Origin of the sequence: Tessaracoccus sp. MC1679 (genome assembly GCF_014164775.1) — a bacterium.
GTDB lineage: Bacteria > Actinomycetota > Actinomycetes > Propionibacteriales > Propionibacteriaceae > Arachnia.
Map to the genome: position 1 here is coordinate 248,634 of NZ_JACJGB010000005.1, position 14,318 is coordinate 262,951.

Annotated in this window: 15 protein-coding genes; 14 read left to right on the plus strand and 1 reads right to left on the minus strand. The window is 70.4% G+C overall.

What is annotated here, in order from left to right:
* Window positions 1-542: 542 nt before the first annotated feature.
* Window positions 543-1,769, minus strand: a complete 1,227-nt coding sequence (locus H5398_RS10045; RefSeq protein WP_182799906.1) for a multidrug effflux MFS transporter — start codon at window positions 1,767-1,769, stop codon at window positions 543-545.
* Between the two features lie 62 nt (window positions 1,770-1,831).
* On the opposite strand from H5398_RS10045, the gene H5398_RS10050 reads away from it, so the two are divergent.
* Genes H5398_RS10050 through nusB form a run of 14 tightly spaced genes read left to right on the plus strand, consistent with a single transcriptional unit; the run spans window position 1,832 to window position 14,302 of the window.
* Window positions 1,832-3,241, plus strand: a complete 1,410-nt coding sequence (locus tag H5398_RS10050) for a replication-associated recombination protein A (RefSeq protein ID WP_182799907.1) — start codon at window positions 1,832-1,834, stop codon at window positions 3,239-3,241.
* On the plus strand, window positions 3,238-3,612 hold the full coding sequence (locus H5398_RS10055) for a DUF948 domain-containing protein (protein ID WP_182782693.1): 375 nt from the start codon (window positions 3,238-3,240) through the stop codon (window positions 3,610-3,612). Before H5398_RS10050 ends, H5398_RS10055 begins: the two co-directional genes overlap by 4 nt.
* Window positions 3,609-3,842 carry a DUF6167 family protein gene (locus tag H5398_RS10060; protein WP_182799908.1) on the plus strand — a complete coding sequence of 78 codons (234 nt, stop codon included), beginning with the start codon at window positions 3,609-3,611 and terminating at the stop codon, window positions 3,840-3,842. Before H5398_RS10055 ends, H5398_RS10060 begins: the two co-directional genes overlap by 4 nt.
* Window positions 3,843-3,861: 19 nt before the next feature.
* Entirely contained in the window at window positions 3,862-6,513 is a 2,652-nt protein-coding gene (gene alaS, locus H5398_RS10065) for an alanine--tRNA ligase (RefSeq protein ID WP_182799909.1), read from the plus strand.
* Entirely contained in the window at window positions 6,506-6,967 is a 462-nt protein-coding gene (gene ruvX / locus H5398_RS10070) for a Holliday junction resolvase RuvX (RefSeq protein WP_182799910.1), read from the plus strand. Before alaS ends, ruvX begins: the two co-directional genes overlap by 8 nt.
* Window positions 6,964-8,079: an endolytic transglycosylase MltG gene (gene mltG, locus H5398_RS10075; RefSeq protein ID WP_182782697.1), complete on the plus strand. Its 1,116-nt coding sequence runs from the start codon at window positions 6,964-6,966 to the stop codon at window positions 8,077-8,079. Before ruvX ends, mltG begins: the two co-directional genes overlap by 4 nt.
* Window positions 8,073-8,894 carry a shikimate dehydrogenase gene (locus H5398_RS10080; RefSeq protein ID WP_182782698.1) on the plus strand — a complete coding sequence of 274 codons (822 nt, stop codon included), beginning with the start codon at window positions 8,073-8,075 and terminating at the stop codon, window positions 8,892-8,894. The genes mltG and H5398_RS10080 overlap by 7 nt, the downstream gene beginning before the upstream one ends.
* Before the next feature lie 13 nt (window positions 8,895-8,907).
* Window positions 8,908-10,104 carry a chorismate synthase gene (gene aroC, locus H5398_RS10085; protein ID WP_182799911.1) on the plus strand — a complete coding sequence of 399 codons (1,197 nt, stop codon included), beginning with the start codon at window positions 8,908-8,910 and terminating at the stop codon, window positions 10,102-10,104.
* Window positions 10,101-10,598 (plus strand): shikimate kinase, encoded by a 498-nt coding sequence (locus tag H5398_RS10090; protein ID WP_182782700.1) that lies wholly within the window; start codon window positions 10,101-10,103, stop codon window positions 10,596-10,598. Before aroC ends, H5398_RS10090 begins: the two co-directional genes overlap by 4 nt.
* A complete protein-coding gene (aroB, locus tag H5398_RS10095) occupies window positions 10,595-11,668 on the plus strand; it encodes a 3-dehydroquinate synthase (protein WP_182799912.1) in 1,074 nt (357 codons plus the stop codon). The genes H5398_RS10090 and aroB overlap by 4 nt, the downstream gene beginning before the upstream one ends.
* Before the next feature lie 4 nt (window positions 11,669-11,672).
* A complete protein-coding gene (locus H5398_RS10100) occupies window positions 11,673-12,302 on the plus strand; it encodes a hypothetical protein (RefSeq protein ID WP_182799913.1) in 630 nt (209 codons plus the stop codon).
* Window positions 12,299-13,261 (plus strand): hypothetical protein, encoded by a 963-nt coding sequence (locus tag H5398_RS10105; RefSeq protein WP_182782703.1) that lies wholly within the window; start codon window positions 12,299-12,301, stop codon window positions 13,259-13,261. Before H5398_RS10100 ends, H5398_RS10105 begins: the two co-directional genes overlap by 4 nt.
* Before the next feature lie 52 nt (window positions 13,262-13,313).
* The gene (gene efp, locus H5398_RS10110; protein ID WP_182799914.1) at window positions 13,314-13,877 is read left to right on the plus strand and encodes an elongation factor P; all 564 of its coding nucleotides are present in this window, start codon (window positions 13,314-13,316) and stop codon (window positions 13,875-13,877) included.
* Window positions 13,877-14,302, plus strand: a complete 426-nt coding sequence (nusB, locus tag H5398_RS10115; protein ID WP_182799915.1) for a transcription antitermination factor NusB — start codon at window positions 13,877-13,879, stop codon at window positions 14,300-14,302. Before efp ends, nusB begins: the two co-directional genes overlap by 1 nt.
* The last annotated feature ends 16 nt before the right edge of the window (window positions 14,303-14,318 follow it).

The window sequence follows — 14,318 nt, forward strand, 5'->3', positions numbered from 1 at the left end:
AGCGACGCTCCGGTGCGCGGACCGCGAGTCGATGCCCGGGCGGCCGCGGTCGACGCAGCGCCCCTGGGGTCTTTGACCACCCAAACCGTCTCGGGCTCGGTCTTTCGATGCGCGGAGTCGAAAGCCGATGCCCGGGCGGCCGCGATCGACGGATCTTGCTGCTGCTCTGGCCTCGCGGGGCTCGGGTGGTTGAGGCCGCCCGGGCATCGGCTTGCGCCTCCCCGCACTGGTTCGGCGGTGGCGCGGCCCGGTCCGGGTGCGCCTCGTCAGGGCGGCCCTGGCGCAAGTTCGTCCAAGCGGGACGCCAGTTGGGCGATCGTCGGGCTGGGCATCACTGCGCCGAGCCGCCCCCACGAGTCGCGCCCTCATCTGCGGCTCTCCCGCGGGTTGAGCCGGGCCGAGCCGCGAAGCGGCGCAGCCCGCGTCGACTTGGGTTGAGCCGGGCCGAGCCGCGAAGCGGCGCAGCCCGCGTCGAAACCGACGCGAGGGTGTAGCAGGACCCAGTTGAGTTTCAGGACCGGCGTGACCCGACAGGAATTCGGTCAGCCGCCGAGGATGTTGGGGACGCTGCGCGGGCGAAGGACGAGCCACAGCGCGGAGGTGGCCAGCAGCGCGCAGATCAGGATCCCCATACCCATCGGCACGGCGCTGGTCATCGCGAACAGCCCGATCAGCGGGCCCACCGTCGACCCGACCACCTGAGTGACGGCACCCATCAGGGAGGCTGCAGTCCCGGAGTGCTGGCGATGGTTGTGCAGCAGGAGGATCTGCCCACAGGGCGCGGACAGGCCGAACCCGAAGGTCAGGATCCACAGCGCGGGCACCAGGGGCACGAAGCCGACGTTCGCGGCGTCAACCACCAGCACCGCGACACCCGACGTCACCATCAACGACGTGGCCAGGACCAGCACCCACTGCGGACCCCAGCGCTGCGCCAGCCGGCTGCCGAGTTGGACGCCGACGAAGACGCCGAAGGAGCAGATCGCGAAGACCGTGCCGAAGCCTCTGGGGGAGAGGCCGTACACCTCCTGCAGGAGCACCGACGAGCTGGCCACGTAGGAGAACAGCGCGCCGAAGGAGAATGCCGCCACGAGGATGGCTCCCAGCGCCATCCGGTCGGCGAACACCGCCCGGAAGGCCAGGCCGACCGGCTTCAGCCCACCGCGGCTCCGCTCCGACGGCGGCCGCGTCTCCACCGTCATCACGACGATGAGCACGATCACGACGGAGCCGTAGGCCGCGAGCCCCCAGAACACTCCCCGCCAGTCCGTGAAGCTGACCATCCAGGAGCCGACGATGGGCGCGACGATCGGCGCAAGGCCGGAGATCAGGGCAAGTCTCGACAGCATCACCACGAGCGGGCGCCCGCTGAACAGGTCGCGTGCCATCGCCATCGCCACCACCGCGCCACCCGCCGCGCCCACGCCCTGCAGCAGCCGCATGGCCGTGAGGAACTCGATGCTGGGAGCCACCGCCACCAGCACGGAGGACACCACGTGCAGGATCGAGCAGACGATGAGAGGGAGTCGCCGGCCCAGTCGGTCACTGAGGGGGCCGACCAGCAGCTGCCCGGTGGCGAACCCCAGCGTGGTGGCCGACAGGGTCAGCTGGACCTGCGCGTCGGAGATCCCGAGGTCAGTTTTGAGCGCCGGGAAGGCGGGAAGATAGAGGTCGATGGTGAACGGACCGAGGCCCGTCAGCATGCCGAGGGTGACGATGATCGCTATGCGACGACGTCGCGAGAATGTGTTGCCGAGGTGGGAAGCCACAACGGATCATCCTAGGATGGTTTGGGATTCAAACAAACTCGGCCGGGCTAGAGTGGCGGGCGATGAGCTTCGACCTTTTCGGCAACCCGGACCCCACCCCGCCCACGCGGGGCGGCTCGCTGAGCGACGCCACCAACCCGCAGGCGCCGCTCGCCGTGCGGCTGCGGCCACGGACCCTGGACGAGATCGTCGGGCAGCAGCAGCTCCTCGCTGCGGGCTCGCCGCTGAGGCGGCTGGCCGACGGGCAGCCGATGTCGGTGTTCCTGTGGGGGCCCCCAGGGGTGGGGAAGACGACCATCGCCTCGGTGGTCTCTCAGGCCACGAACCGCCGCTTCGTCGAACTGTCCGCCGTCACCGCAGGCATCAAGGAGGTCCGCGCCGAGCTGGAGACCGCCCGCCGGGAGCTGGCCCGTGGGCACGCCACGGTGCTGTTCGTCGACGAGGTGCACCGCTTCTCCAAGGCGCAACAGGACGTGCTGTTGCCGGCGGTGGAGAACCGGCTGGTCACCCTGATCGCCGCCACCACTGAGAACCCCTCGTTCTCGGTCATCTCGCCGCTGCTGTCGCGTTCGCTGCTGCTGCGGCTCCAGCCACTCACCGCCGCAGACCTGGGCGCGTTGCTCGATCGGGCGTTGACCGACGAGCGCGGGCTCCGTCGCGCCTCGGGGGAGCCGTTCGTGTTGACCGGCGAGGGCAGGGACCTCATCCTCCGGCTCTCCGGCGGTGACGCGCGGCGCGCGTTGACCTACCTGGAGGAGTCCGCCGCGGCCGCTGTCGCCCTGGGACGAGAGGAGATCGACGAGGCCGCCGTCGAGTCCTCCGCGGACAGGGCGGCCGTGCGCTACGACCGCGACGGGGACCAGCACTACGACATCATCTCGGCGTTCATCAAGTCCATCAGGGGCTCGGACGTCGACGCGGCGCTGCACTACCTGGCGCGCATGCTGGAGGCCGGCGAGGATCCCCGGTTCATCGCGAGGCGGCTGATGATCTCCGCCTCCGAGGACATCGGCATGGCCGCCTCTGGGGTGCTGCAGACGTGCGTGGCGGCCGCCCAGTCCGTGCAGCTGCTGGGGATGCCGGAGGCTCGGATCACGCTGGCGCACGCCACGGTCGCGGCGGCCACCGCGCCGAAGTCCAACGCGGCCTATCTCGCTCTCGACGAGGCCATCGCAGACGTCAGGCGCGGCAAGGGCGGGCTCGTCCCCGCCCACCTCCGCGACGCCCACTACGCCGGCGCGGAGAAGCTGGGCCACGGCCAGGGCTACCGCTACCCGCACGACTTCCCGCACGGCGTCGTCGCCCAGGCCTACCTGCCCGAGGACCTTGAGGGAACCGAGTACTACCGGCCCACGGCCCACGGCCAGGAGGCCGCCATCGCTGAGCGCGTCTCGCTGCTGCGCGGGCTGCTGGCGGGAGAGCCGTCGGCTAGAGTTACGCCGTCCGTAGATCCAAGGAGGACAGGACCATGACCGTTGGAGACATCGCCGCTCTGATCGCCGCGATCGCGCTGTGCGTGCTGGTGGCACTGTTGGCCGTGCCGCTGCTCAAGCTGAGCCGCGTGCTGGACGAGGCGCGCCTGACGGTGCGCGACGTCGGCCACAACTCGGTGCCCATCCTGCAGGAGCTCAAGGGCACCGTCGTGGCCACCAACGAGGAGCTCGCCAAGCTCAGCCTGGTGACCGACGACGTGAGCAAGGCCTCCGGTCACGCCACGGTGGTCACCGAGAACGCCGCCCAGATGTCCACCCTGTTCGCGGCCACCCTCGGCGGCCCGCTCGTCAAGACAGCTGCCTTCAGCTACGGCATCCGCAAGGCCTTCCAGGGACGGAAGAAGAAATGAGCCGCCTGTTCTGGATCGTCGTCGGCGCCGGGCTGGCCGTCTTCCTGATGCTCCGCGGCAAAGAACTGCTCCATCGACTGACCCCGAAGGGCGTCCAGGAGCAGGTCGTCGAGAAGGGTCACGAGGCCGCAGCAAGCTTCGGTGACTTCATGGGGACATTCCGCGCCGCCATGTCCCAGCGCGAGGCCGAGCTCCGCCACGAGCTCAACATCCCCGCCACCACCCACTGACCACTCAAGGGACCCCTCAATGAAGACCTCCGAGATCCGGAGCCGTTTCGTCGACTTCTTCGCCGCGAACGGCCACACGGTGGTGCCCAGCGCGTCGCTGCTCTACAACGACCCCACGCTGCTGTTCGTCAACGCAGGCATGGTTCCCTTCAAGCCGTACTTCCTCGGGGACGAGCCTGCACCGTTCAAGCGGGCCGTGTCGTCGCAGAAGTGCGTCCGGACGCTGGACATCGACGAGGTGGGCAAGACCACCCGACACGGCACGTTCTTCCAGATGCTGGGCAACTTCGCGTTCGGCGACTACTTCAAGGAAGGCGCCATCAACTACGCCTGGGAGCTGGTCACAGGTTCCGAGGCCGACGGCTGCTGGGGCTTCGACCCGGACAAGGTGTGGGTGACCGCGCTCTACGGCGATCAGGAGACCATCGACCTCTGGCAGCAGGTGGGCGTGCCCCGCGAGCACATCCAGGAGCGTGGCCTGAAGGACAACTACTGGCACATGGGCGTCCCCGGCCCCGGTGGGCCCTGCTCCGAGATCTACATCGATCGCGGACCGGCCTTCGGCGCCGACGGCGGGCCCGAGGCGGACGAGGACCGCTTCCTCGAGATCTGGAATCTCGTCTTCCAGCAGGAGGAGCTCTCCGCGGTGCGCAAGAAGGACGACTTCGACGTCCTCCGGCCCCTGCCCAGCCAGAACATCGACACCGGCTCCGGCCTTGAGCGCGTCGCCCTCCTCAAGCAGGGGGTGGCCAACATGTACGAGATCGACGAGGTGTTCCCGGTCATCGCCAAGGCCGCCGAGCTCTCCGGGCGCGCTTACGGCGCGGACCCGGCAGACGACGTGCGCTTCCGCGTGGTGGCGGACCACGTGCGGTCCTCCCTCATGTTGATGACCGACGGCGTCACCCCCGGCAACGAGGCGCGCGGCTACGTGCTTCGCCGCCTGCTGCGCCGGGTGATCCGCTCCATGCGCCTCCTCGGCGTCGGCGATCCAGTGTTGGGTGAGCTGCTGCCGGTGTCGCGGGATCTCATGCGCGTCTCCTACCCCGAAATCGACGAGAACTGGACCCGCGTGTCCCAGGCCGCGGCAGCGGAGGAGGCGTCCTTCCGCCGCACCCTCCAAGCCGGCACGGTCATGTTCGACACGGCGGTCGCCGAGGCCAAGGGACGCGCGGCGTCGTCGCTGGCCGGGCCCCAGGCGTTCCAGCTGCACGACACCTACGGCTTCCCGATCGATCTGACCATGGAGATGGCCTCCGAACAGGGCCTGAGCGTGGACCGGGCGAAGTTCGACGAGCTCATGAAGGAGCAGAAGGAGCGCGCTCGGGCCGACGCGAAGGCCAAGAAGGGCGCGGCCACCTCCATGGACGCGTACCGGGCGCAGCGCGACCGCGGCGAGGTACCGTTCCTCGGCTACACAGACCTCGACGTCTCCACCCGCATCCGCGGCATCATCGCGGGCGGGACCGCAGCTGACAGAGCCCTCGACGGCACCACCGTCGAGATCGTGCTCGAGGAGACCCCCTTCTACGCTGAGGCCGGAGGCCAGGACGCGGACCGCGGCACCATTGTCGGGGAGGGCTTCACACTGGAGGTCCTCGACGTCCAGAAGCCCGTGCCCGGGTTGACGGTGCACCGCGTGGAGGTCTTCGGGGAACTCACCCTCGGCTCCGCCGCGGACGCGCGGGTCGACGCCGCCGCCAGGCACGGCGCCAGTCAGGCCCACACGGCCACCCACATCGTGCACGCGGCGCTGCGGGAGCTGGTCGGCCCCACCGCCACCCAGGCCGGGTCCTACAACAAGCCCGGCTACATGCGCTTCGACTTCTCCTCGGCCAAGGGGCTCTCCGAGCAGCTGAAGTCCGAGGTGGAGGCCCGCGCCAACCAGGCCATCGCGGACAACTTCGCCGTCACAGCGCAGCAGATGCCGCTGGAGCAGGCCAAGGCGCTGGGCGCCATGGCCATGTTCGGCGAGAAGTACCCCCCGATGGTGCGCATGGTGGAGCTCTCCGGCCCATGGTCGCGTGAGCTGTGCGGCGGCACCCACGTGGCCACCACAGCCGAGATCGGCGTGCTCAACCTCCTCACCGAGTCCTCGATCGGCTCGGGTGTCCGGCGGGTGGAGGCCCTGGTGGCCCACGACGCGTTCGCGAAGTTCGCGGCCGAGCGGGCGCTGGTCTCGCAGCTGACCGACACCCTGCGGGTTCAGCCTGACCAGCTCGTCGGGAGGGTGGAGCGCCTCGTCGCCCAGCTGAAGGAGGCGGAGAAGCACATCGCCGCTCTCAACTCGGAGCGCCTGCTTGCCACCGCGTCGTCGCTGGCCGAGCGCGTGCAGGACGTCGCCGGCGTGCGGTTCCTCGGACTCGAGGTGCCCGGTGTCGCGGGCGCGGACCTGCGCACCCTGACGCTGGACCTGCGCGAACGCCTGGGTTCGGCCGCCGCGGTGGTGGCGCTCGTGGGCGGGACTGACAAGCCGAGCGCCATCGTCGCCACCAACGACGCGGCGCGCGGACTCGGGCTGCGGGCCGGCCAGCTGATCGGAGTCGCGTGCGCGGCGCTGGGCGGTAAGGGCGGCGGCAAGGACGACCTCGCCCAGGGCGGCGGCACGAACCCGTCGGCGGCCCCCGAGGCGATCGCCGCTGTGCGGCGAGCCCTGGAGACGCGTGCCTGAGGGCGCCAGGCTGGGCATCGACTGGGGCAAGGCACGGATCGGTGTGGCGGCCAGCAACCGGCGCACCTCCTTCGCCTATCCCGTCGAGACGGTCGTCGCCGGTCCCGACGAGTTGAGCAGGCTCGCGGCCCTGATCGCCGAGCACGACGCCGACGTTGTCTACATCGGGCTTCCGCTGACGCTCGCCGGGACTCACGCCCTGGCCGCCGAGTACGTCTCGGCGAAGGCAGCAGCCTTGGCCGCGGCGGTCTCTCCCATCCCGGTGCTGCTCGTCGACGAGCGGATGAGCACGGTGTCGGCATCACGTAGTCTGGGGAGCGCGGGCCGCCGGGCCAAGCACCAGCGCAGCGTGATCGATCAGGCCGCGGCCGTCGAGATCCTCCAGAGGGCCATCGACGCCGAGGAGCGCCAGGGGGCACCGGTCGGGGAGCCCGCGCTGAAGGAGGAATCGTGAGCCCACGTTTGGTCGACAACGACAGCGCGCTGAACTGGCGCAAGATCGGTTACTACGGCCGCAGCGCGTTCGCCGTGCTGCTGTCGCTCGCGGTCCTGGTGGGCGGCGGCTGGTTCGTCTACGACAAGGTCAACGACGCCTACATCGCCTGGCGCACCGAGGACGACTACCTCGGCGAGGGCCTGGAGCCGGTGCAGGTCGTCATCCCCAGCGGTGCCACCATCACCCAGATCGGCGACCTCCTGGTGGAGGCGGACGTGGTGAAGTCCACCCGCACCTTCCGGCAGGTGGCCCAGCGCAGCGGCGAGTCGAACCAGCTGCAGGCAGGCCGCTTCAACCTGAAGACGCAGCTGCCTGCCCAGACCGCGTTCGACATGCTGCTGGATCCAGCCAACCAGCAGCGCCTGATGGTGACGCTGCCGGAGGGAACCACGACCCTCGAACAGATCTCCTACATCACCGAGAAGACGGGGCTCACCGCGGAAGAGCTCACCGCGGCGGCCACGGACACCAGCGCCTTCCCGCTCCCTGCCTATGCCGCTGGAAGGCTGGAGGGTTTCCTCTTCCCCTCGACCTACGCGGTGCAGGAGCCACCTCAGGCGGCGGCCATCCTCGCCAGTCAGGTGAAGCAGTTCAACGTCATCGCCGAGGCGATCAGCCTGGAGGGACGCGCTGCCGAGATGGCGGTGGAACCCCTCAGCGTGGTGACCATCGCCTCGATCATCGCCAGCGAGGTCAACCAGGCTGAGGATCAGCCGAAGGTGGCGGCCGTCATCTACAACCGCCTGGAGCAGGGAATGCCGCTTCAGATGGACTCCACCGTCCATTACGCGGTGGGGAAGTCCGGCCGGGTCACCACCACGGCCGAGGACCGGGCCACCGAGTCGCCCTACAACACCTACCTCAACACCGGCCTCCCGCCGGGACCGATCAGCAACCCTGGCCAGACGGCTTTGGAGGCGGCGCTGGCCCCGGCAGACATCGCCTCCCTGTTCTTCGTGACGGTGGACCTGGACACGGGCGAGACCCGCTTCGCGGACACGCTCGAGGAGCACAACGCCAACGTCGCGCTCTTCCAGGCGTGGTGTCAGGCCAACACGGGCCGATGCTGAGGAGACGCTGCGGGGTGATCGGGGATCCGGCCGGGCACTCGCTCTCGCCGGCCATCCACCGCGCCGGCTATGAAGCGAACTCACTGGTGTGGGCCTACGAGGCCTACAGCGTTCCCCCCGCGGAGCTTGACGGCTTCGTCCGGGCGCGGATCCAGGATCCGGTCTGGGCGGGCCTGAGCGTGACCGCCCCGCACAAGGAGGCCATCCTCGCCTTCGGGGAGGCCGACGAGCCCACCCGGCTGCTGGGCGCGGGCAACACGATCGTTTTCGGCGGCGAGGGTGCGCGGGTGTTCAACACCGACGTGCCCGGCTTCGTCCGCGCGTGGCGTGCGCATGGGCTGGACTCGCCCACCACGGCAGCCATCCTCGGCAACGGCGCCACCGCCCGCTCGATCCTCCTGGCGCTGGCCGGGCTCGGCATCCGGGAGGTGCGGATCCTGGCCAGACGCCCGGAGCGCGCCGCCGGGATCCTGGAACTGGCTGCCACCCTGGGGGTCTTCGCCGAGGTACACGGCCTGGACGAGGCCCCCGTCGATGTGGATCTGCTCGCCAACACCATCCCCGCCGCCGCCACGAGGCCGCACGCCCCCGCCCTGGCCGGGGCGGCGAAGGTGATTTTCGACGCTGTCTACGACCCATGGCCGACGCCCCTGGGTGAGGCGGCCGCCACGGCAGGACGCGTCGCGTTGAACGGTCTGGACCTGTTGGCGGGTCAGGCGGTGGACCAGTTCTTCCTCCTGACCGGCGCCCGCGTGAGCTTCGAGGCGTGCCGGTCCGCCGCCGAGCAGGAACTGAGGCGCCGCGCCGGTCTCTGACACAATGGCGCGCATGCTTCGTTACCTCACCGCCGGCGAGTCCCACGGCCAAGCGCTCATCGCGACCATGGAGGGCATCCCCGCCCACGTGCGCGTGGGCGTCGACGAGATCTCCACGAACCTGGCCCGCCGCCGGCTCGGAGTGGGCCGGGGTGCCCGGATGAAGTTCGAGGCGGACGAGGTGACCCTCCTGGGAGGCTTCCGCCACGGGGAGACGATGGGCTCACCGATCGCCATCATGGTCGGCAACACCGAGTGGCCCAAGTGGCAGCAGGTGATGGCCCCCGGTGAGGTGGACGCCGACGAACTCGCGGCCCTGGCCCGCAACGCCCCGCTCACCCGGCCCCGCCCCGGGCACGCGGACCTCGCGGGCATGCAGAAGTACGACTTCGACGAGGCCCGGCCCATCCTCGAACGCGCCTCCGCCCGGGAGACTGCGGCGCGGGTGGCGCTCGGCACCGTCGCCCAGGCCTTCCTGCGCCAGGCGCTGGGCATCGAGGTGCTGAGCCACGTCGTCGAACTCGGCCCCGTCCGGGCCACCCGTGCCGACCTGCCCACCGCATCGGATCTGGCCGCGATCGACGCGGACCCCACGCGCTGCTTCGACCCGGAGGCCGCCCAGGCGATGCTGGCGGAGGTGGAGGCGTGCCACCGCGACGGCGACACCCTCGGCGGCGTGGTGGAGGTGGTGGCCTGGGGGCTGCCCCCAGGCCTGGGCTCGCACTCCCAGGGAGACCGCCGCCTCGACGCGCGCCTCGCCGGCGCGCTGATGGGCATCCAGGCCATCAAGGGAGTCGAGCTGGGAGACGGCTTCGGCCTGGCGCGCCGCCGGGGCTCGGCCGCCCACGACGAGATCCTGCCGGGCGCGGACGGAATCCAGCGAGCCACCCACCACTCCGGCGGCACGGAGGGCGGCATGTCCACCGGCGAGGTGCTGCGGGTGCGGGCCGCCATGAAGCCCATCGCCACCGTGCCCAGGGCCCTGCGCACCATCGACACCTCCACCGGCGAGGCCGCCGCCGCGCACCACCAGCGCTCCGACGTGTGCGCCGTCCCCGCGGCGGGGGTGGTCGCCGAGGCGATGGTGGCACTGGTCCTCGCCGAGGCGGTGCTGGAGAAGTTCGGCGGAGACTCGGTGGGTGAGACCCGCCGCAACGCCGACGGCTACCTGGCCGATGTCGCGGCGCGCGGGCTCAGGATCGACCGATGACCATCGTGCTCATCGGCGCCCCCGGCGCCGGCAAGTCCACGGTTGGTCGACGCCTGGCCAAGAAGCTCGGGAAGACCTTCGTCGACGTGGACCAGCGCATCGAGGAGGTCGTGGGCAAGCCCGTGGCGGAGATCTTCGCCGACGAGGGCGAGGCGCACTTCCGTGCGCTCGAGCAGGACGCCACCCTTGAGCTGCTCCAGACCTACGACGTGATCGCGCTGGGCGGGGGAGCGGTGATGAACCCGGCCATCCGCCAGGCACTCGACGGGCACGACGTGATCTGGCTCAAGGTCTCCATCGGCCAGGCCACCAGGCGCGTGGGCATGAACACGGTCCGGCCGCTCCTTCTCGGCAACGTGCGCGGCAGGTTGATCGAGCTGCTGCGCGAGCGCACCCCCGTCTACGAGGCGCTCGCCACCCAGATCCTCGACACCGACGGCCGCGGAAGCTCCGAGCTGGCAGACACCCTGGCCGCGGAGCGGGGTGCCCCGTGAGCGTCCGCGTCGATTCCGCGCTGGGCCCCTACGACGTGCACATCGAACGCGGCGCCGTCGACCGGCTGCCAGGCCTGCTACGCGACGCGGACCGCGTGGCGCTGATCCACGCACCGTCCGTCTCCGCCACCGCCCGGGACATCGCGCTCCGCCTCGAGGTTCCGGTCACCCTGATCGAGGTCCCGGACGCGGAGCGGGCCAAGACACCCGAAGTACTGGCCGGCTGCTGGGACGCGGTGGCTGCGGCCGGACTCACCCGCAACGACCTCATCGTCGGAGTGGGCGGCGGCACCACCACGGACCTGGCGGGATTCGTCGCCGCCACCTGGCTGCGCGGCGTGGCCTACGTGAGCGTGCCGACGACCGTGCTGGCGATGGTGGACGCCGCCGTCGGCGGGAAGACCGGGATCAACCTCGGCGCGGGTAAGAACCTTGTGGGGTCCTTCTACGAGCCGCGCGCCGTTCTGTGCGACCTGGCCCTGCTGGACACCCTCCCCTCCCGCGACGTCCGGGCCGGCCTCGCCGAAGTGGTCAAGTGTGGCTTCATCGCCGATGCCCGCATCCTGGAGCTCGCCTCCGAGGACCTGGCCGACAGCGCCGACGTCGCCGGCGCGCGCTTCGCCGAGCTGGTGGAGCGCGCGGTCGCGGTGAAGGCCACCGTCGTGGCCGTCGACTTCCGCGAGGCCACCTCGACGGGGGCCAGCGTCGGCCGGGAGGCGCTCAACTACGGCCACACCCTCGGGCACGCCATCGAGGCGCACGCGCACTTCTCCTGGCGGCACGGCGACGCGATCAGCGTGGGCATGGCGTGGGTGGGGCGGGTGTCGCGGGAGATCCTCGGCCTGCCCGCGGAGGCCGTGGGCCTGCACGACGAGCTGCTCGGCGGCCTCGGCCTCCCGCTGCGCTACCAGCCCGACGCCTACCCGAGGCTGCGCGAGCTGATGAGCCTCGACAAGAAGGCCCGGGGCTCGCGGCTCCGCCTGGTGGGCCTGGAGGCGCTGGGCAGTCCCAGGATCATCGACGACCCGCCCGAGGACGTGCTCAGCGCCGCCTACCGCGAGCTCGGCTGAACCCATGGTCGACGTCCTGGATGCCCTGACCGCGGCGCTCACGCTGAGCCCGGCCGGCCTCGCCGGGGCCGGCGCATGGGCCGCGATCGGAGTCGCGGCATTGGCGGGCCTGTCGACGATGCTGGGCTACAGCGCGGTCCTGACGCTCAACCGCATCGGCGGCCTCCGGCTGCTGTCCACCCTCCTGCTCAACGCCACCATGCTGGCGACGCTGCGGCTCCTGCAGGTCTCCATCACCTGGGTCGTCGCCAGCCTGGTCCTGGGCCGCCCGCTGCCGTTCGTGCCCCTGGTCATCGTCGGGCTGCTGTCCCTGGCCCCACAGGTGTTCGCCGTGGTCACGGCGCTCCCGCACGTCGGGCTGTTCATCGGCCGCGCGCTGGAGGCGTGGGGCTACCTGGTGCTGGTCGTCGGGGTGAGCGCCGCCTTCGACATCAGGCTGCCGCTGGCGCTGGGAGTGAGCCTGGCGGGGTGGATCATCATGCAGATGGCGTCTCGGTTGCTCAAGGCGCCGGTGAGCTGGCTGGGGTCGAAGCTCTGGACGCTCGCCACCGGGCGACCCACCATGGTGACCGCCCGCGACATCCTGGCCGGCACCCCGCTGATGCCGATCGAAGCCGACGGGGGCAGGCCGTGATCGAGTGGGTGGTCGGGATCCTGCTGATCGCACTCGTGGTGCTCGCCCTGCTGTCGCCGCTCGAGTCCGCGCGGTGGTGGGCCGACAGGGGCGAGGCGGAGCTGAGGCGCACGTTCGAGGAGTTGCCCCGCGAGATCGTGCCCGCCGAGGACGGGGCGCGTGCGCATCTTGTCTACCTGTCGGGGATCGGCGATGTGGGCGGCAACCGGCTCCTGGATCGCGAAAGCTCCTGGCTGGTCACCCTGGACGAGGCGCTCCCCGAAGTCACCGTGGTCTCGGACGTCTTCCCCTATTCCGTGGACAACCGGGGCCTGCTGCAGCGCACCACGGTGCGGCTTTGGTCTTGGCTGGACCACGGGCGCCGCGCGCGTCGGATCAGGATCCTCCACTTCCTGATCAACCTGCGCAACGTGCTGTACGTGCTGATCTCCGCGGACCCGCGCTACGGCCCAGCACACAACATCGGGCTTGCGCAGGAGATCTGGCGGTCGTTGCAACGCCACGGCTACCGGCCAGGCAGCGGTCGGCCGGTGGTCCTTGTCGGCTACTCCGGCGGCGCCCAGATGTCGCTCGGGGCGGCCTGGTTCCTCAGCCGAGCCGGGGTCCCCGTGTCGGTGATCTCGATCGGAGGTGTCTTCGGCGACGAACCCGGCCTGGACCGGATCGAGCACCTGTGGCACCTCATCGGCGCCCAGGACCGCGTGCAGTTGATCGGTTCGGTCGCCTTCTCCGGGCGGTGGCCCACTGCCCCGTTGTCCTCGTGGGGACGGGCGAAGCGCGAGGGACGGGTGACGTTGCGCACCATCGGCGACATGCGCCACGACGGCGGGGAGGCCTACTTCGGGCGGCGGGCGATGGGGGCCGACGGCCGGACCCACGCCGAGACCACCCGCGACGAGGTGGTGGCCATCCTCTCGACCCTCGGGCACGATGGGGAACATCCCAGCGGCGTCGGGTAGACTTCCGCGTTGGCCTGACAGCCCCCGAAGAACCCGCGAAGGAGACCCCTGCATGGCGTCAACCAACGACCTGAAGAACGGAATGGTGCTCGACCTCGACGGTCAGCTGTGGCAGGTGCTGTGGTTCCAGCACCACAAGCCGGGCAAGGGCAACACGGTGGTGCGTTCGAAGCTCAAGCACGTGATGACCGGCAAGATCATCGACCGGACGTTCAACTCCGACACCAAGGTCGACACCGCCACCGTGGACCGCCGCGAGATGCAGTACCTGTATCTGGACGGTGATGACTACGTCTTCATGGACAACACCTCATTCGAGCAGTTCCACGTCTCCGTGGAGACGCTGGGCGAGGCCAAGGACTACCTGCTGGAGAACCAGACGGCCGTCGTCGCCACCCACGAGGGCACCCCCCTGTTCGTGGAGCTGCCGGCCGCCGTCGAGCTCGAGGTCACCTACACCGAGCCCGGCCTGCAGGGGGACCGCTCCACCGGTGGCACCAAGCCCGCCACGCTGGAGACCGGCAAGGTCATCCAGGTGCCGCTGTTCATCACCACCGGCGAGCGCATCAAGGTTGACACCCGAGACGGCTCCTACCAGGGCCGCGTCAGCTCCTAGTGGTCACGGCGCCCCACTACACGGCCCAGACGAAGGCCCGCAAGGCTGCCCTGGACATCCTGTTCCAGGCGGAGCTGCGCGGGGACTCGCTGGCCGAAACGTTCACCGAACAGCGGTCACTCTCCGGCGGGGTGACGCGCGAGCTCACCACCCGGATCGTCCTGGGCGTCGCCGAACACCTGCGTGACATCGACCGGAGGATCTCGCAGTGCACCTCCGACGGATGGCCTCTTGAACGGATGCCGGCCGTGGACCGTAACCTGGCCCGGATCGCCATCTACGAACTCGACTACTCGGACGTCCCGCCGGAGGCGGTCATCTCGGAGGCCGTCCGCCTCGCGGGGGACCTGTCCACCGACGAATCACCGGCCTTCCTCAACGGCCTGCTCTCCACGGCCCTGGCGGCCAAGCCGACCACGAACTGACTAACAAGCGAGGTGC